Below are 18553 nucleotides of genomic sequence, written 5' to 3'. Positions count from 1 at the left end.
GGATGGCTCAGCAGCGGCTCCAGATTCGAAGCAAGCAAAATATGAGAAGTGAAGCGTACTGTATGTACGACGCAGTAATGAAGGTTGCCGCTTAACGAAGAAGGTGGAGTTGCCGGGAAACCATCAAGCCATGGATTCGCAAGCAGTTCATCAACGGACCAGTTACTGACACATAGCGGCCCGGTACAGCCGCAAACATCAAGAAACATTCCGGAGAAAAAGCAATGCTCTCAGATGCGGCCAACAAACAGCTTGCCGGCTTGCGCCACTGCCTCACAACCCTAAAAGACACCCTCCGCAGTATGGCGGTAAGCATGCCGGATAAACATCAGCGGGTGGATAAATGGACGGCAACCACCAACGAGCTCTTGCATTTGACCAGTCAGTTTACGCTGCCGATAACGGTGATCGGACCGATAAAATCGGGGAAGAGCACCCTTTTGAATATGCTCATCGGACAGCCTCTCCTGCCGATGGGAGCCGGTATAACCACTACCTTTCTGACCACCGTCAGTCATGGTCAGCTGCAGGGGGAAATAACCCTCATTCCACCGGACCAAATAAACACCCTGTTCCAGAACAGCTGCTACTATCTGCTGGGGGAAGAACTTGAAGATGCCGCCATCTCCCTTTTCACCGCTGAGCATCGCCAACATATTGAGACACTTCTGCAAAACTATTCCCGCACAACAACGGTAACCAGATACGGAAGTTTCAACGAACATTACCGGCAATTAAAAAACCTGCTGGCTGCTTTTGCCACTATCAACTCCTACTATGAGGCTGAACAGCTCAGCAAAACATTTACCCCCGACCAGTTGCCTCAGTTCACCAGCTTTATTACCAATGAACCTCTTTCCACCTATCTTGAACAGGCACACCTTACCTGTCCCTTCAGTTCGTTTCCTGAGTATGTCGTCCTCCAGGATTGCCAGGGTCTCGACACCCCGAGCCCCGGACAACAGGCAGTTGCCATTCAGCAGTTGGCCAGCAGCCCCCTTTTGATCTACGTTATCAGCAGCCGCATGGGCCTCCGCCAGGCAGACTATTATCTCTTTGAACATCTAAGGCAGCTTGGGCTTGATACACGGCTGTTTTTCGTCCTCAACTGCGACTTCATGGAACACCAATCCGTTGATAACATGAATGCCATCTTAAAACGCTGTGAGGAGGAACTGGCGGAATTGGGATTCAGCCAGCCATGTTATGCCTTTTCCGCCCTCTACCACCTGTATGATCAACAGCGGCAGGCGTCTTCCCTGGGAAAGGTTGAAGAGCAGCGCTGGGCTCTCTGGCAGGAGGAAACAGCAAAAAAAGCGCAGTCGTCAGCCGCCCGGGAAACCTTTCTCCGGCATCTCCATGAAATCGTCAGCCAGGAGGCAAGTCAGTCACTCACGCACCACCTGAACAGCAGGATAACCCATATTGCCACCCAAAGCCAGGCCCTGGTCAGGGCCAGGAAGCAGCTGATTGCCAACCACCGTCAGGAGATCGGCGCAACGGTAGATGATTATGAGGAAAGCCGGGAGCAGCTGGCACAGGTGGAAGAACAACTGACCAGCACCCTGACAACTATCACCCTGCAACTGGAGAAAGAGTATTTTAAAAAAACCGAGTCGTGGTTTTCTAAAAACAGCTCAGAAAGCATCATCACAGCCCTTGAAGATATTATCAACAACTACGAGACACCGAAAGATCTGCTGCCCGACAAGACCAAAAACCCCTTGTTGCCGGTAAAAATTCTCGAACGTCATTTTCAACAGTCCGTTCACCAGCGGCTACAGGAAAAACTGGAAATCACCGTCAGACAACAGTGGAGCGGGATGGAGAAAAAGCTCAATACGGCCGTGGATGAACAGTGTGCACCGCTGTTCTTCCTGCTGGAAAAGGCAACCGGCAGAACAATCAGCCATCAGGAACAGCAAAACCTGCCGGCGCCGATCAACTGGGTTGCCACCATGCCGTCATTCAGTTTCACCCTGCCCATTACCGAACGCTTTGCAGCCGTAGCCAAGATATCACTGGTTGGTAAAATTCTGCTCGACAAAATTCGCCGGCTGCGCAAAAAATCATCCTGGTCCGAGTCCATCCGCGCCCAGCTCCAGGATCATGCCAAAGAAGAGTTAAAAGGGCGGCTGCTGGATTATCAGGAACAGATAAAGTTTCTTTTCCTGCGGCCTTACCTGCAAAAATATGCCCAACTGCTGAAAGATTTTTTTACCGACTTTCTCCATCTGAGCACTACGGACATGGCCCGTAAGCAAGATGGCCTGCTGGAAGAAAATCTTCATCAGGAAGAATTATTGGCCATCCTCAACGATCTTGACCATCAGCTGCAGCGTATTTTGGCCGAGCTTCCCCACGCAGTCTCCCAATCATCAAGCTGATGCCCGGCCGCTACCTGCTCACAGCTCCCTGGGTAATGGTGGCCCCCGACAACATTATTGCCGAGGGTGCAGTCCTTATCGAAGGCAATCGTATTCTGGCAGCGGCTCCGGCCAATGAGCTGACTCCCCTGACCCGAACCGGCGATGTGCATCTTCGCCGGAAACATTCCCTTATCATGCCCGGCCTGATCAACGCCCATTGCCACCTTGAGCTGAGCGGCTTCCATCATCTCTGCCCCGCTGTTGGAAGCACTGACTTCGTCTCCTGGATCATCGACATCATCAGCGCAAAAAAAAAGGCCGCTCCTGAAACCTTCATCAAAGGCATTGTGCACGGCGAAGAGCTGCTTCTGGACAGCGGCACAACCGGAGTTGGTGATCTTCGCAGTCCCTTGATTTTTGCCGCACCTGAAACCCAGACAAGCAGGCTGAGGGCCGTTCATTTTCTTGAAGCTATCGGTATCGACCAAAAGCAGCAGCTTGAGAGAGCGGTGCAGGAGAGCATTACCGCCTACCATCCTCCTGACCCCATGCTTACCCGGCCGGGAATCGCCCCACATACACCTTATACGGTATCCCTTTTCCACCTGCGCCAACTGCTTGCGCTTGCAGGCCGCAACAATCTGCCGACCACTATACATGTGGGAGAATCGGTTGCCGAAACAGCCTTTTTTAAGGCGAGAAAGGGGGCCATTGCGGAGCGGCTCTATCCTTTTGTGGGCTGGCAGGAGATAGACCTGCCCCCTCCTACGGAAGAGGATTCTATTGACCTGCTCCTGAAACAGAAACTCCCCCACACCACAAGTGCAGTGCACCTGGGAAACGCAACAAAACAGCAGCTGCAGCAGTTCATCAAGAGAATTATCCCGGTTGTCTGCCTGCGCAGCAACCATACCCTGGGGAATCCGCTTGCCGATTTGCCGCTCATGCTCTCACTGGGACTTAAGCCGGCCATGGGAACCGACAGCCTGACCAGTGTCAGCACCCTCAGTCTCTGGGACGAAATGCGTTTTCTGGCGGCGACATTTCCGACAATTACCGGAGCCGAGATCCTTTCCATGGCTACCATTAACGGCGCGGCAGCCCTGGGTATGGCTACAGAAACCGGTAAGCTTGAGGCTGGTTTTCAGGCGGACATCATTGCTGTTCAGATTGAGGATTCTGAACCTCTACTTGAGCTAAAAAAGCTCATTAGACATACGGATAATAACCATATCACCATGGTGATGGTTGGCGGCAGGATTGAAAAGCTGGTTTGAGGAAAATGTCGTGCTTTAGCTGGCGGAGGGGAAGGACAGGAAGCTGTAGCAATGCAGATCAGCCGGTTTTTGACTGAACATTATGCAGCACTGGCAGCACATCAGGCAGTAATATTAATAAAGGCTCCTCCCTTGCGAAGCTGTCCGGCTTCTTCCGCCTCACCAGACTCAGCAGGAGATGATGACTGTCTTTTCTGGGAGAACTTGCGGTCCGGCTGTTCCTTCTCTTTTCGCGGGTTGTTATCCAGTAGCGGGCGATCCGCCTCATTGATCTCTTTAATATCCCGCTGCTGCTGCTCTTCTTTCATAAGTTGCTGCTGCACCAGTTTGCTTTGCTCGACTTCGGCACCATGGGCACTTTGATGCTGGACCTTGCTGACCAGCGGCAACTGCAACAGCATCTGCTGCATATCAACAGCACGTACCATAAAAATATCTCCTTCTGGCTTTTCTTACTTATCGGCAGAAGGAGATAAAAACTTGACCGTTTCGTCGTCCTCGACGAAGATAAGGTAATTGGCAGCTAAAGCTTGATTTTCAGACGCTCTATTCTCCGGGCGGTCCCGGTTTTTTTCTCTACCTCCAACAACACCCCATGCAGCTGAACGTTATTGGTCGCCACTTCATAGCGTTGCGGCATACTGGTAAGGAACTTGGCAATTACCCGATCCGGTTTCATGCCAATCACTGAATCCATTGCGCCGGTCATCCCCAAATCGGAAATATAGGCCGTCCCACCGGGAAGGATCTGCTCATCGGCAGTCTGAACATGGGTATGGGTGCCCACCAGACACGAAATCCGGCCATCCAGATACCAACCCATGGCCATTTTCTCTGAAGTGGCTTCGGCATGAAAATCAACAATAACAATATTGGTCTGTTCGTGGATCTGGTCAATAAGAGGAACCACCGTCTGAAAGGGGCAGTCAAGGGAACCCATGAAAACCCTGCCGGAAATATTGATAACCCCAACCTGTACCGCCGGTGCTGTGCGGCAGGACACGACAACATGACCGTGGCCGTAATCCTGAATCGGGAAATTTGCCGGCCGCAGCAGGCGGGGCTGGGTATCAAAGTACTGTTCTATCTCCTTGCGGTCCCAGATATGATTGCCCGACGTGATGACGTCAACCCCGGACTGCAGCAATTCTTCCGCAATGTCTGCGGTTATACCGAATCCACCGGCGGCATTTTCACCATTGGCAATAACCATATCCAGTCGATGATCTTTAACCAGCCCGGGCACCAGCTCCTTGAGCGCCCGCCGGCCGGGCCGTCCGACAATATCGCCGATAATCGCTATGCGAATCATTTGGCGTAGTCCACCGCCCGGGTTTCCCGCACTACGGTAACCCTGATCTGACCGGGATAGGTCAATTCTTTCTCAATCTCCTTGGCGATATCCCGCGACAAAACGACGGCATCTTCATCACTGATCTTTTCATGGTTGACAATCACGCGAATCTCACGGCCGGCCTGGATGGCAAACGTTTTGTCAACCCCTTTGAAAGAGTTGCCGATGTTCTCCAGTGCCTCAAGACGCTTGATATAAGCATCTAGCATCTCTTTCCGGGCGCCGGGACGGGCACCGGACAGGGCATCACCGGCCTGGACCAGTACATCAAGAACCTGGTTCACTTCCACATCATTATGGTGCGCTTCAATGGCATGAACAATTTCCGGCGCTTCGCCATAGCGGCGGGCCAGATCAGCACCTATCACCGCGTGTGACCCTTCAATTTCATGATCCACAGCCTTTCCAATATCATGCAGCAATCCGGCCCGGCGTGCCTGCTTCATGGGCAGTTTCAACTCGGCGGCCATAATACCGCAGATAAAAGCAACTTCAATGGAATGCTCATAAATATTCTGGGTATAACTTGTCCGGTATTTGAGCCGGCCAACCAGGCGAATAAGTTCCGGGTGCATGCCATGGAGATCGAGGTCAAAGATTGCTTTCTCACCAGCTTCTTTGATGCTTTGCTCCACTTCAGCCTTGACCTTGTCCACCACCTCTTCGATATGGGCGGGATGAATCCGGCCATCGGCAATCAGGCGATTAAGACTCAAACTGGCAATTTCACGTCGTACCGGATCAAATGAGGAAATAATCACGGCTTCAGGGGTGTCATCAATAATCAAATCAACACCGGTGGCAGCCTCAATAGAGCGGATATTCCGTCCTTCACGGCCGATAATACGTCCCTTCATTTCATCCCCGGGAAGGTTAACTACCGATATGGTCCGTTCAGTGGCATAATCCCCGGCATATCGCTGAATTGCCTGGCTGATAATATTGACGGCTTTCTTTTCAGCAACCTCCTTTGCTTCATCCTCCACCTGCTTGATCCGCTTGGCCGATTCATGCTTGGCCTCATCAACCATAATATCCATCAGGGTGTCTTTCGCCTGTTGCGAAGTCATACCGGCAATACTTTCCAGTTTCTCTTTCTCCTTGGCAACCAGAGCATGATATTCCTTTTCCTTGGCCGCCATATTCTTTTCACGCTGCTGCAGGCTCTGCTCACGCCGTTGATGCTCCTCCTCTTTATTGTCCAGATTATCTGAACGGCGTTCCAGATTCTCCTCTTTGGTCAGGAGACGTTTTTCAAGGGACTGGATCTCTTTCCGTCTTTCGCTCGTTTCCTGTTCAAATTCGGTTTTTGCTTTAAAAATAATATCCTTGGCCTGGATCGTTGCCTCTTTTTTCAGCAGTTCAGCTTCCTTATAAGCCTCAGCAATGATCTTCTGCCCTTCACTGGCAAGACTTTCCACCTCCCGTTCTGCGGTTTTCTTGCGCAGGACATAACCCACCCCCAGGCCAACGACCATGGCCACCACCACAGCAATAATAATACTGACATAGATACTCATTATATGTTCCTTCCCGCTCTTCCCCTGCAGGGGGTATTAGTATCACACCACAAGGGCAGCACTAACAACGCCCATTATGATGTCCTTACGTCCTTTAGTTCAGCAACCAATGCCGTCGTTCACTGAAGCGCCTCGACAGACAACAATTCAACGAATTGCCGCAGGCTGCCGGCAAAACTTACAAAAATGGAGCAACAGAAACCGGATGTGGCAACAGTGGGGCCATGCTGAGTGACAGCTGGTGGAAGGAGGTGATAGCGAGGAACAGCAAGGTACGGCTATGCCAACACTGGCAGGATTACGCCTGGGGAAATACTGGTTCGGCTGTGGTCACCAGAGCAAAAATTCTGCGGGGCTGGATCTCAAAAAAACAACCAGCGCCATGTGTGCTTAAGCCAGAATAACAAACCAGACCTGCAAAAACCATAAAACAGGAAGAAAGAACCCCTCCATCATGATAGAATGTTATTCACCCTGAATCATCGGTTTTCATTCCAGATATTGTACTTCCAGCGGCTTGTTCCATAACCGCCAAACCGTATTCCAGCTTGACGTCGTAACCCGATCAGATCCTCTCCATCTATATATAACCCCCGAGACACCGGCCCCAGAGTCTTAAAAACAGTACAAGTGCCCCCATGCTTACCGTGTAAGCGCTTCTTTTGAACCTTTGATACCAGGTTTGGCGGTTTATCACCCTTTCAGGCTTCCCTGCGAACAGGGCATGCACACCAGAGTGAGCAAGACCACCAATGGCAAAAGTGTTGGCTCAAAAAAAATTCACCTATCACGCGTAGCACAGGGGCTTCTCGTCCATTATCAGGCAGGAAACTTCCTGTTGAGCTGTTCCAACCTACTTGTCAAAGAATCCAGCTCCGATTTTACCTGCAAATAATCACTGGTAATGTTCATCAGTGCCAGAACCATCAGATTTATCGTATTTATTGTCTGCGTTTTCTGATCCAGAGAACGCAGACGGCCATTGACTTCCTCGGCAACCGAATGCACATGGACTTCATCGGCCTCGGTCTTAATGGTATATTCCTGTCCCTTGATCGCTACCGTAACACTTTTTTTTTCCAGCATGAACTCAAGAATCCTCAATCACTGACTGAGAGCAACAGCACGCACTGCCTTCGACTCAACCAAGCCCTCCCGGCAGCAGGGGAGTATTAGGAAAACTGACATCGGACAACTTCTGCAGCAGGAGATCAATCCGGCCTTCAACCACAGCCAGTAGCTCCTCTTTCCGTTTAGCTTCATGTTCAAGCTGGGCCACCCGGTCGCGGTGGCTGGCCACCTGCTCCTGCAAGGCCCGGTTTTCATCCTGTAGATCACGGTGTCTGTCCAGCAGGCCAATCACCCGGTCTTCCAAAGCCGCCAGATTATCCATGCCGTTGCCCATCAACTGACTCCTGCATCAGCAAAGCCGGAAAAACATTAGAAATCAAGGGTCTTCTCAATTTCGGCAATCCGCCGCTCTATGCGGCTCCGCTCCTCGTGTGGCAGGTCAGAGCGAGCCATTTTTTTCGTCAACTGATACAGCTGCATTTCAAGGGAATACTCGCGACACCCATACTTTCTTCCCGGCTCACAATCATCCCGACTGGCAGCCGGGGCCATACCCGCATCAGCACGCAATCTTTAACCCTGCAATTTCCAGTCAGTCACAAATGAAGAGAAGATTATCCATACCTTTAATCAGCACGTCATCAAAGAGTACGATCTGTGAACAAACCTAGCATAGCCCCGCGGTACCTGTCAATATCATTCATGATCAGCGGTCAATTTACCCTGCCAGGTATCCTCCTCTTCAAGAAGGTCAAAAATAGACTGCAGCACCTGGAGTTTGTTCCTGGCCCAGGCGGGGGCGGTAAAGATATCACGATACCCTTCGGCGGTTAAGCGCTGCACAACCACCCGGGGCGGCAGCTTTTCCAGAAAGCGGACCACCAACCTGGCGTATTCAGCCCGGTTCAAAAAAGGAAAAGGGCTGCTGCGGTAGGTTTCATAGAGCGGCGTTCCCTTGAGCAGGAGCAACGAATGCAGCTTGATCCCCTGGATCGGCAGCCGGGCAACATACGCTGCTGTTTCAAGCATCATCTCCGGGCTCTCTCCGGGCAGACCAAGGATGACATGGACACAGAGCTTGATGCCATACTCTGACGCCAGTTGCACGGCCTCCTCAAACGTCCGTCTATCATGGCCACGATTTATGCTGGCCAGGGTCTGATCATGCATCGACTGCAAACCGTACTCAAGCCAGACCTCAGAACCCTCGGCATATCCGGCCAAGAGATCCATCACCTCCCGGCTTACGGCATCAGGACGGGTCCCAATCGCCAGACCAACCACATTAGGGACCGCCAGCGCTTCATCGTAGAGCGCCTGCAGGCGTTCTACCGGTGCATACGTATTGGTAAACGTCTGAAAATAAGCGATAAACTTCATGGCTTTTCGCAGCCGGGCATAAAGAACCTTGCCGTTCTCCAACTGTTCCGTAACCGAAGGCAATGCTCCCTGCTGACGCAGCACCGATCCCCGACCATCACAATAGGTACAGCCGCCATGGGCACGGCTGCCATCACGATTCGGACAGGTAAAGCCGGCATCCAGAGAAATTTTGTATACCCGATCACCAAAGCGGTTGGCAAAATAGCTCTTCAGGTCATAGTAGCGCTTGCCGGAAACCCACAAGGGATGGTGAATGGCCTTTTTTTTCATCCGCGATGCTCCTCCAGCACCGTCTTCAGCGGTTTTTTCTGCAAGGCTGACTTGATGATTTCAGCCGCCAGGTAAGAGGAGCTGATGGTCCGGTTTTTCCCATGCACCAGAACCAGGGAGATCCCCACCTGTCGTTCACCGTTCTGACCATAGCCGGCAAACCACTCGCAACGCCCCTCGCGGGAAGGCAAATCGATGGTTCCCGTTTTACCGCCCAGCAGCCAGTCGCGCGAACCCCGCACCCGACGAAGATGGGCAAATGCTTTTTTTGCTGTCCCATAACGAACCGTTGCCCGCATAAGACGCTGCAGATCCTGAAGGCTTTTGCCCTGCAACGGTTGGGTCAAGGTTTCAGGATGACGAAAGAAAACCTCCTCACCCGAATCGGCCACCAGACGCTCCACCAGGTACGGACGCATAATCTTGCCGCCATTCACCGGCACGGCAGCAATCATCGCTGCATGCAAAGGGGAGATGGTGGTCTCCGTATTGAAACCGCAGGCCAGTTCAGCCCGTTCATAGGCCGATTCAGGCACCATAATCTGGCTGGCCGCCAGCGGCAAATCAAAAACCATCGGCATGTCAAATAAAAATTCCTGGGCCGTTTCCTGCAGCTCCTGCTCGCCCAGTACCTCGATCCCAAGTTTGCCAAAATAGGGATTAACACTGAGGGAAAAAGCTTTTTCAAGGGAGACCGACTGAGGTTTGAAACGGGGACGTTTGAGGCCTATCTGATGTTTATAAAGGGTATGGAAGCGACCGGCAACCGGCAACGTCTTGCTACTGGTAAAACCCTTTTTTTCAAGCACCGCCCCGGCAGTGACAATTTTTATCAACGACGCAGCCGGAAACCCGGCATAAAGACAATAATTATCCTTTCCCGCCGCCAGCACCGGAGGCTGCTGTTCGCTGTTCCGGTAACTGACCATCGCCAGCACCGCCCCGGTTTGCGGCTCGATAACCACACCGGCGCCTGCTAGGGGGGCATAACGCCGCAGGAGAGTCAGCAGCCGCTCCTGAATAGCAGACTCCAAGGTGGTGTAGACGGTCACCTGAGCATTCCGCTGAGTCGAGCAGAACTGTACCGGCGGCGAAGGTTGGGAAAAAAAGTCAGCCGGAAAGAGGGCGGCCAGCGAAAATTCTACCTCAGGTTGCTGAACATACTGTTCCCGCTGGTCAACGGTACAGCAGGAACTGCTTTCCAAGACCGGGAAACGGTGGGAGCGAACCTGGGGCCAGCGGAACATGAAAACCAGCACCATACCTGCCAAAACCATCAGGATAGGCAGCCGGAAGCGGCGGCACCAGGAGAAATATGATCCTCTGCTGCCAAGCCTCAGACAACGGGACCAGAAAATTATCAGATAGTTATTTTTCAGCAAGGTCAGAAACTATTGGTAGAAAAGTAATCCCCACCGGAAACATCAGAGGAATATCCGCAGGGCAGCTGCCTGCCAGTAGTAATAATCAACCATAACCGGATGGCTGTTCGATAGTGTCGAAATGGCCTTTGCCATCGTTGATCCGGCAAATGACGGTTTCCCAATGGGCTTATGTACACTCTGGCTTTTCCTCCTGTCAACCGCTTAATCAGATCATTGCCTGTTTACAAAGAACTTCATCGGGGTAGCCAGGGAAAAATAGCTTGCCTCAAGGAAAAAAATTACGATATACAGTGAGGGATTTCAACCTCGTTCAATCCTTCTGAGACGGCAATGGAAGATCTTAAAAAAGTCATTCGCAACATCCCCGACTTCCCTAAAACCGGCATTGTTTTCAAGGATATCACCACCTTGCTGGCCGACGCCACGGCTTTCCAGCGGGTGGTGGACCTGATGGGACACCGCTACCTTGACAAAAAGATTGACGTGGTAGTGGGCATTGAAGCCCGGGGGTTTATTATGGGTGCCGCCCTAGCCTATAAGCTTAACACCGGCGTCGTGCTGGTGCGCAAACCCGGCAAACTACCCCATGAAACGTTTCAGGAAAGCTATACCCTGGAGTACGGCACCGATATCCTCGAAATCCACAAAGATGCCATCAAACCCGGCCAGCGGGTCCTGATCGCCGATGATATCCTGGCCACCGGCGGCACGGTGGAAGCGGTCATCAAACTGGTGAAAAAAATGCAGGGAAACATTATCGAATGCGCCTTCCTGGCCGAACTCGCAGCTCTAAAGGGCAGAACCCGTCTGGCCGGTGAAGCAGTCTTTTCGCTCCTCTCCCTCTAACAGGAAAAACTCTTTGAAGAGATGCCAGCAATTGTTGAAACTGGTTGACAAAGGGGGGGAAAATCGATATATAACGGCCCTCTTTCGCTTGAATTCATTAGAGAAGGCGGTGTAGCTCAGGTGGTCAGAGCATACGGCTCATATCCGTAGTGTCCGGGGTTCAAATCCCTGCACCGCCACCAACAACCATTCCGGCAACGTCCGGTTACTTCCGAGACCCCGAGTCCTAGCAAGGATTTCGGGGTTTTTTATTTGCAGACAGTCCAACACATTCCTTTGACTGAGGCCTCCCTTCGCACATGCTTCCCCATGTGGAAATACCCATATTTTTTATAGTGAAACTCCTTGACCAAAGCGTCTAGCAACTGCTAGGAACTGATACAGATTGCAGCCTGTCTCCGCGCAGAGTACATGATAATGACCGAAAAGTATGACAGTAGACTGGCCATTGATGAGCTGTCATCCTACCTGAAGATCTCCAAGTCAATCCGTTATCAATTAGCCCGGAAAGGGACCATCCCGGGCCAGAAGATTGGCAAGCACTGGCGTTTCAGAAAGAATTGTATTGATCAGTGGCTAGCGGCCACTGATCAGACCAAGAACAAGAAACAACATGCCTGACAAGGAACAGAAATTGGGGGCATTATGGAACGTAAAAAAAGGGGGAGGAGGGTTGTCAATGATTTTGACAAGGGAAGAAGAGGCCATGGCCACGGGGAAACATGGTCCTGGCATGGAAAAATGCATCACCTTTCTCATCAAGTATGGCAAAGCCTTTGGTGCCGACAGACTGGTTAAGGTTGCCAGCGCACACGTTTTTAATGCTTTTCCCCTGGACCTGCTGGAAGATTTGACCGAAGGGGTGGATCAGGCAAAAACGTTCACGACGATACATCCGTTCATGTCACTTTGTGATCCTTTGGCTTATGAGAAGATGGGCATCGCAAAGGAACATTGCATCCCGCGAAATGGCGATCATGAAAGAAGAATGGCAATCTATTCCCGCCTCGGTTTTTTCCAAACCTTTACCTGTGTGCCGATGTACACCGGGAATTTCCCGAGAAAGGACGACTATGTTTCCTGGTTCGGCAGCAGTACGCAGTTATTTGTCAATTCTATCGTTGGCGCAAGGCAAAACCGAGACGGTGCGGTGGTCAATATGGCGATCGCCATCACCGGGCGAGCTCCCGATTGGGGGCTGTTTTTAGATGAAAACCGGTATGCCGAAATCTTGTTTGATATTAAAGATCTGGACACGGCTTCGCTGACGACCTCTGATTACGGGGCTATAGGATACTACATCGGCGGTATTGCCCAGGAAAGAAATGTTGCGATCACCGGCCTGAGCCGTGACATTGTCTTCGACCGGTTGAAATATCTTCTGCATCCGATTTCAACTTCAGGCGCCGTCAGTATGTGCCATCTAGTCGGCATTACACCCGAAGCACCGAACGTGCAAACCGCCCTGGGAGATAAGCAGCCCAAAGAAGTGGTCCAGATCGGCAGCAAAGAAATTAAAAAAACTCGGGGAAAATTCTATCAAGAAACGGAACAGATCGATCTGGTCATCTTAGGTTGCCCCCATTGCAGCATCCAGGAACTGAAAAAGGTCGCAGATATACTGGAGAACAGACAAGTTGGCGCAAATCAAGGGTTATGGATCGGCACCGCTCATCAGTTGTATGATCTGGCTGAGACGATGGGTTGCACCACAACCATTGAGAAGGCCGGGGGGGTTATCTCACGGGCGTGCATGGCAGCCATCCCTGACTGTCCCATTCCAGATGCTGTTCAAACCGTGGCAACCAATTCCTTCAAAACAGCCCACTATATTTCGATCATTTCAAAAGGCAGAATAAGAGTGGTAGTCGGTGAAATTGAACATTGCATCAATGCGGCCATAAGCGGAAATTGGCAGGGAGGATCTTGATGGAGCTGAAAGGAAGAACAATAAATAGCGGCAATGTGGAAGCTGAGGCGTTTGTGTTGCAGGAACCCTTTAATTTCACCACTGATTTTGATTCCAAGACCGGCACTCTGGGGATCAAGGGACATCCCCTCTATGGGGAAAAAATCGGTGATAAAGTATTGGTGATCCCGGCCGCCAAGGGAGCGGTAACCGCGGCGATAACCATGTATCACGCCAAAAAAATGGGCAACGCACCGGCGGCCATTCTCTGTCCAAAAGCCGACCCGATAACGGTTGAATGTGCCATGGTCAGTAACATTCCGATGATGGACTCTTTTGTCGAGGACATCGTCGCCGTGATCAAGACCGGCGACCAGATCAAGGTCTTTGGCACAAAAGGGCTTATTGAAATAGCCTAGCCGCTTTTTACCACGGCAATGTTGGGGTTGAGACAAACAAACTATTACCCTGAATGAAGAGGTTGACAATGAAAACTGAAAAACGTGCTTTAAGGTGTGTATTTAAACCCGGAAAAATGAAAACGACCGCAGAGATGCGGGAATGGTTCATGGGCAGTTATCCCAAGTTTATGGCAATGGAATCGCTTGAATTCAAGTGCTGGTGGTGCAATCAGGAGAAGCAGGAATGGGGTGCCCTGTACATATTCAAGTCCGCGGAAGCGGTGGAGGAGTACGTGAAGTCGGATGTCTGGCTGAAAGTCGTTCCTGAAAAATATGGCTGCGTGCCAACCTGGGACATAGTCGAAACGGGCCTGATACTTTCAAAAAAAGAGATTACCAGCGCTGATGATTCCTGGATGAGCGATTAGCAGTCAGCAGAAGCATGACCGTTGACCATGGGAAGCTCTCTTATTGAGTTGCCCCCAACGCTGATGGCTTCGTAACAACTCCACCTTCTTCGTTAAGCTGCAACCTTCGTCACGGGGTTGCACTTATAGGTATGCCTCATTCCTCAGGTTTTGCTTGCCTCGAATCTGGAGCCGTTACTGTGCCATCCGGTTTTCAAAGCTCTTTGCCAGTTGTTACGAGTTCATCAACGTAAATATCTTCCGAAAAAAACAGTAACGAGTGTGAGACATGAAACTATCCGGACAGCATGGCCGCATTATCAAGGTGAATCTAAGCACGGGCGCAATAAGGACGGAATCTTACGATGAAACGTTTGCAAAAATGTTTCTCGGCGGCAATGGTCTGGCGGCAAAGCTGATTTATGAAACGGTCCCCGGCGACCTCAGTCCCGATGCTCCGGAAAATGCCCTTGTCTTCACCACCGGACCCGTGACGGACACCCCGGTCTGGGGCAGCAGCCGGGGGCATGTGGCGACGATTTCCCCGTACACCAACCGTTTTGCTGACTCCAATTATGGCGGCAATTTCGCCGTTGTCCAGAAAAGAACCGGTTTCGATGCCATCCATATCACCGGAAAATCACCAAAACCGGTTGCCCTTCTGGTGACTGAAAAGGGTGGCGAGCTGAAAGACTGCTCGGCTTTATGGGGAAAAAATACCGAGGAAACCATACAGGCATTGGCAAAGGAAACGGGCAAGGGATCGGTTTGCGCGGCTATCGGGCCGGCAGCTGAAAACGGCGTCCTCTTTGCCAATATCATTTTCGGGGGCGGCAGCAGGTTCGGAACCGCCGGCCGGGGCGGCATGGGCACCGTCATGGGGGCCAAGAACCTGAAGGCCATTATCGTCAAGGGAACAAAAAAAACCAGCATTGCCAACCCTGAAGCCCTCCGGAACTTCCTCAAAGAGCAGGCCGCGGTTTTAAAAAAGAATACGGCCCTCCTCTCCTCCCAGGGGACCCCCTCCATCCTGACGATGGTCAATGAAAGGGGCGTCCTCTGCAGCCGCAATAATACCCGGGAGACCTTCGCCCATGCCGATGCCATCAGCGGTAAACTAATCAAAGAAAACTACACGGAAAAAGACACCGCCTGTTTCGGCTGTCCGGTCGCCTGCGGGAAGCATGTCCGGGTTCCGGCGGGGGCCTACGCGGGGGAAAGCGTCAAAATGCCCGAATACGAAACCCTCTACGCCCTGGGCACCATGATGGACAACGGTGATCTTGCCTCCATCGTCAACGGCAATCACCTGTGCGACCTGATGGGCATTGATACCATTTCCATGGGGGTCACCCTGGCATTTGTGGCCGAATGCCTGGAGAGAGGCATCATCTCAACCGCAGAACTTGGCGGCCAGGTAGCCTTTGATGACGGTGAGGCGATGGTCGATCTGATCCGGAAAACGGCACTGATGGAAGGAGTTGGCAAACATCTCGCCCTGGGTTCCCGGCGGCTGGCGGAAAAGTTCGGCCGGGATGCATACAAATACCTGTACACCAGCCAGGGGCTTGAATGCGCCGGCCATTCCGCCCGGGGCTTGCGGGAGATGTCGCTGGCCTACGCCACCTCCACCAGGGGCGGCAGCCACCAGGATGGCAGACCGAATTATGCGCTGCCCGCAGATAGTGATCCGGGATTTGAGCCCCAGCCGGCCTACATGATCAAGAGTCAGGCTTCCTGCGCCGTGGCCGATTCGCTGATCATCTGCCGTTTCACGGTCGAAAAAGGCCTGGGAGCCCTGATCAGTGACCAGCTGGCAACCATGGTCAATCTGGTGACCGGCTGGGACTTCACGGTTGGGGAACTTGAGAAGGCCGGGGAACGCATCTACAACCTGGAACGGTTAATCAATGTCAGGCGCGGCAGAAACCGGCAAGATGACACGCTCCCCTATCGGGTCATGCATGACCCGATTCCGGATGGCCCGGCGGCAGGAAGATACTGTCCCCAGGAAGATCTGGATGCCATGCTGGACCGCTATTATACCCTGAGGGGCTGGGATCGAAACGGCATCCCAACCAAGGAAAAGCTGGCGGAACTGGGCCTGATACAAGCTGCAGACTGAAGTTGGACCAACACCGTAGCTAAACGATGCAAACTGCTCGAAGCTGTCGGGGGGCTGGTTCTGAGCGGCTTTGGGCGCCGAACGAATCACCCGGATGGTGATTCGCAGCGGACTCCTCGGAGCCGGCGAGAATGAGCGGGAACCAGACCCCCGACAGCTTCCCAGCTCAGGAATCGCTCAGTTGAAGCAACAGTACTATCCTGTCCGCAATGTACTTGTTGGGAAACCCCAAAAGATAGCACGGGAAAGGCCATACCGCACAGGGCCGAATCTCGTTGCCGTTAACCGCATGAGCCTGGGTCAGAAGAAGTCTCGGACGGCAGGCTTGGTCACTTTGCCCATTGCGTTTCGGGGCAGGCTGTCGACCTGCAGGAATTTCTTGGGAATCTTGTACTTGGACAGCCGTTCTGCACACCAGGTTCGGAGTGTTTCCGGATCGAGCTCACAGCCGCTGTTGAGCACCGCCGCCACCGCCACCGTCTCCCCCCACAGGTCATCCGCAATCCCAACAACTGCACATTCGCAAATAGCCGGATGGTCGAGCAGCGCCGCTTCGATTTCCAAAGCTGACAGCTTATAGCCTCCACTTTTGATGATGTCGACCGACTGCCGGCCCATGATGCGATAATAACGGTCCTCGACAATCGCCATATCACCAGTGCAAAACCAACCATCGTCAAAGGAAGCCGCCGTGACCTTCGGCCGATTCCAGTACTCCAGAAACACCGATGGACCACGCACCTGAATTTCACCGGGCTCGCCTTCGCCGGCAACCACCTCACCCTTTTCCATCTTCAACCGAACCTGAACGCCCGGCAGGGGCTGCCCCACCGCACCCGGCCGCCGCTCACCGTCGTAGGGATTCGACAACCCCATGCCGATTTCGGTCATCCCGTAGCGCTCCAGCAGTTTTTGCCCGGTCAGCGCTGTCCAGGCATCGTGCACACTGGCCGGAAGCGCAGCGGACCCGGAAACCATCAATCGCATGCCGCCGAATCCGGCGACAATCGGTTCCCGCTCAGCAGCGGCAAGCGATTCAAGCTCCTGAATAAGTTTCACGTAGATCGTCGGCACCGCCATAAACACCGTGTACGCGCCATCAGCAACGCGGCGCAACATCGTCTGCATGTCAAAGTGCGTGAACGGTTCAATTGTCGCCCCGGCCCACAACGCGCAGGACATCACGTTGATAATGCCGTGGATATGGTGCAGTGGCAGGAACAAAGGAATGCAGTCTGCTGCCTGCCAGGACCAGGCGGCAACTAATGTTTCGATTTGCGCCTGGATATTCACATGCGTCGAGACGACGCCTTTGGGTTTGCTGGTTGTGCCGCTGGTGTAAAGGATCATCGCGCGGCGATGCGCGGCAAGTGCAGGCAGAGATTGCGCGGCCGGTTGGGCGGACATTTCATCAACGATGAGCAAAGGGATGGCGAGCCGATCGCACAATCCCCTGAGTTTCTGGGCAAGCTCCCGGGTAACGACGACATACCCTGCCTGCGAATCGGTCAAGGTGTATTCGAGTTCCGATTCCGTTGCGGAAAGGGAAAGCGGAACGGCGATGCCACCGGCACGCCAGATTCCCCATTGGACAGCGATGTAATCAAAACCAGCTGGCATAAGATACGCAACCCGGACCTCGCGCAGATCCTCGCCATCATCGCCCAGCAGGCGCAGGGCAACCTGCCCGGAGCGAAACAGGAGGTCTGCATACGTATGTTCGGCGGAACCGGTACGCACCGCCACCGAGCTGCCATGCGTTCGGGCCAGCTTGATGAGTTCGATATCTGACACTGTCACATTATCCCCAATTCACACCATTGCCCGGCTGCAGGAAGTAATATCCTGGAAAGCAGGCTTGTTTGCTCAAACAATACTTCTCACTGAGGAACTGTAGGAGAAATTGACCTTGGGTGTCAAGCCAAATCCCGGCCCCGAAAAAACTGTTCCCCTTCTCAATCCCTTCATAAAACCCATGCTAGAACAAAATTCCACTGAACAATCCAAGCTTAAAAAGTTCACCTTTGAACCAGCGACCTGAAACATGAACGAAACGCTCTTCCCTTTTTTCAGCCTGTTAAAAAAAGCTGCAGACTTGCTCTGCAGCACTCGTTTTCAAGAACAATAGCACCCTCATCGCCATGCTTGCAGCCCTCGCCTTGGCAACGGTCTACAACCTGCCTCTCTGGCAAAAGCTTTTCAACCTGCCCGGGGTGACGATCACCGGCAATGCGGG

Annotated in this window: 17 protein-coding genes, 1 tRNA gene and 1 other RNA gene; 9 read left to right on the top strand and 10 right to left on the bottom strand. The window is 52.6% G+C overall.

The features are described 5' to 3' along the window. The first annotated feature begins 224 nt into the window (after positions 1 to 224). Both JXO50_08870 and JXO50_08865 read left to right on the top strand, forming a co-directional pair. A complete protein-coding gene (locus JXO50_08870; protein MBN2333201.1) occupies positions 225 to 2387 on the top strand; it encodes a dynamin family protein in 2163 nt (720 codons plus the stop codon). After that, the gene (locus JXO50_08865; GenBank protein MBN2333200.1) at positions 2387 to 3646 is read left to right on the top strand and encodes an amidohydrolase family protein; all 1260 of its coding nucleotides are present in this window, start codon (positions 2387 to 2389) and stop codon (positions 3644 to 3646) included. Before JXO50_08870 ends, JXO50_08865 begins: the two co-directional genes overlap by 1 nt. Positions 3647 to 3747: 101 nt before the next feature. On the opposite strand, the gene JXO50_08860 is transcribed toward JXO50_08865, so the two are convergent. The 9 genes from JXO50_08860 to JXO50_08820 form a co-directional block, all read right to left on the bottom strand. Beyond that, complete coding sequence (locus JXO50_08860; protein MBN2333199.1) at positions 3748 to 4074, bottom strand: hypothetical protein; 327 nt, start codon at positions 4072 to 4074, stop codon at positions 3748 to 3750. A 95-nt stretch (positions 4075 to 4169) separates the two neighbouring features. Then, a complete protein-coding gene (locus JXO50_08855; GenBank protein MBN2333198.1) occupies positions 4170 to 4955 on the bottom strand; it encodes a TIGR00282 family metallophosphoesterase in 786 nt (261 codons plus the stop codon). Then, positions 4955 to 6520, bottom strand: a complete 1566-nt coding sequence (gene rny, locus JXO50_08850; GenBank protein MBN2333197.1) for a ribonuclease Y — start codon at positions 6518 to 6520, stop codon at positions 4955 to 4957. Before rny ends, JXO50_08855 begins: the two co-directional genes overlap by 1 nt. 629 nt (positions 6521 to 7149) lie before the next feature. Beyond that, positions 7150 to 7328: non-coding RNA, 6S RNA (gene ssrS / locus JXO50_08845), on the bottom strand. An 11-nt stretch (positions 7329 to 7339) separates the two neighbouring features. Then, positions 7340 to 7606 carry a cell division protein ZapA gene (locus JXO50_08840; GenBank protein ID MBN2333196.1) on the bottom strand — a complete coding sequence of 89 codons (267 nt, stop codon included), beginning with the start codon at positions 7604 to 7606 and terminating at the stop codon, positions 7340 to 7342. A 55-nt stretch (positions 7607 to 7661) separates the two neighbouring features. Next, complete coding sequence (gene zapB / locus JXO50_08835) at positions 7662 to 7925, bottom strand: cell division protein ZapB (GenBank protein MBN2333195.1); 264 nt, start codon at positions 7923 to 7925, stop codon at positions 7662 to 7664. 35 nt (positions 7926 to 7960) lie between these two features. Further along, complete coding sequence (locus JXO50_08830; GenBank protein ID MBN2333194.1) at positions 7961 to 8143, bottom strand: hypothetical protein; 183 nt, start codon at positions 8141 to 8143, stop codon at positions 7961 to 7963. 144 nt (positions 8144 to 8287) lie between these two features. Then, positions 8288 to 9244, bottom strand: coding sequence for a TIGR01212 family radical SAM protein (locus tag JXO50_08825; protein MBN2333193.1), 957 nt, complete (start codon positions 9242 to 9244; stop codon positions 8288 to 8290). Beyond that, positions 9241 to 10491, bottom strand: a complete 1251-nt coding sequence (locus JXO50_08820; GenBank protein MBN2333192.1) for a hypothetical protein — start codon at positions 10489 to 10491, stop codon at positions 9241 to 9243. The genes JXO50_08825 and JXO50_08820 overlap by 4 nt, the downstream gene beginning before the upstream one ends. Before the next feature lie 468 nt (positions 10492 to 10959). On the opposite strand from JXO50_08820, the gene JXO50_08815 reads away from it, so the two are divergent. From JXO50_08815 to JXO50_08785, 7 genes are all read left to right on the top strand, one after another. After that, positions 10960 to 11475 carry an adenine phosphoribosyltransferase gene (locus tag JXO50_08815; GenBank protein MBN2333191.1) on the top strand — a complete coding sequence of 172 codons (516 nt, stop codon included), beginning with the start codon at positions 10960 to 10962 and terminating at the stop codon, positions 11473 to 11475. 105 nt (positions 11476 to 11580) lie between these two features. Next, a tRNA-Met gene (locus JXO50_08810) sits at positions 11581 to 11657 on the top strand. A 235-nt stretch (positions 11658 to 11892) separates the two neighbouring features. Next, positions 11893 to 12096: a helix-turn-helix domain-containing protein gene (locus tag JXO50_08805; protein ID MBN2333190.1), complete on the top strand. Its 204-nt coding sequence runs from the start codon at positions 11893 to 11895 to the stop codon at positions 12094 to 12096. Continuing rightward, positions 12089 to 13405, top strand: coding sequence for an aconitase X catalytic domain-containing protein (locus JXO50_08800; protein ID MBN2333189.1), 1317 nt, complete (start codon positions 12089 to 12091; stop codon positions 13403 to 13405). The genes JXO50_08805 and JXO50_08800 overlap by 8 nt, the downstream gene beginning before the upstream one ends. Continuing rightward, positions 13405 to 13803 carry a DUF126 domain-containing protein gene (locus tag JXO50_08795; GenBank protein ID MBN2333188.1) on the top strand — a complete coding sequence of 133 codons (399 nt, stop codon included), beginning with the start codon at positions 13405 to 13407 and terminating at the stop codon, positions 13801 to 13803. The genes JXO50_08800 and JXO50_08795 overlap by 1 nt, the downstream gene beginning before the upstream one ends. 68 nt (positions 13804 to 13871) lie before the next feature. Further along, positions 13872 to 14213 (top strand): hypothetical protein, encoded by a 342-nt coding sequence (locus JXO50_08790; protein MBN2333187.1) that lies wholly within the window; start codon positions 13872 to 13874, stop codon positions 14211 to 14213. Between the two features lie 268 nt (positions 14214 to 14481). Then, positions 14482 to 16317, top strand: a complete 1836-nt coding sequence (locus JXO50_08785) for an aldehyde ferredoxin oxidoreductase family protein (protein MBN2333186.1) — start codon at positions 14482 to 14484, stop codon at positions 16315 to 16317. 300 nt (positions 16318 to 16617) lie between these two features. Here the strand turns inward: JXO50_08785 and JXO50_08780 are convergent, their stop codons facing one another. Then, positions 16618 to 18111, bottom strand: a complete 1494-nt coding sequence (locus tag JXO50_08780) for an acyl-CoA synthetase (GenBank protein ID MBN2333185.1) — start codon at positions 18109 to 18111, stop codon at positions 16618 to 16620. Positions 18112 to 18553 lie beyond the last annotated feature (442 nt).

This window comes from Candidatus Anaeroferrophillus wilburensis, from assembly GCA_016934315.1.
GTDB lineage: Bacteria > Desulfobacterota > Anaeroferrophillalia > Anaeroferrophillales > Anaeroferrophillaceae > Anaeroferrophillus > Anaeroferrophillus wilburensis.
This window is presented reverse-complemented; position numbering and strand designations above follow the sequence as displayed.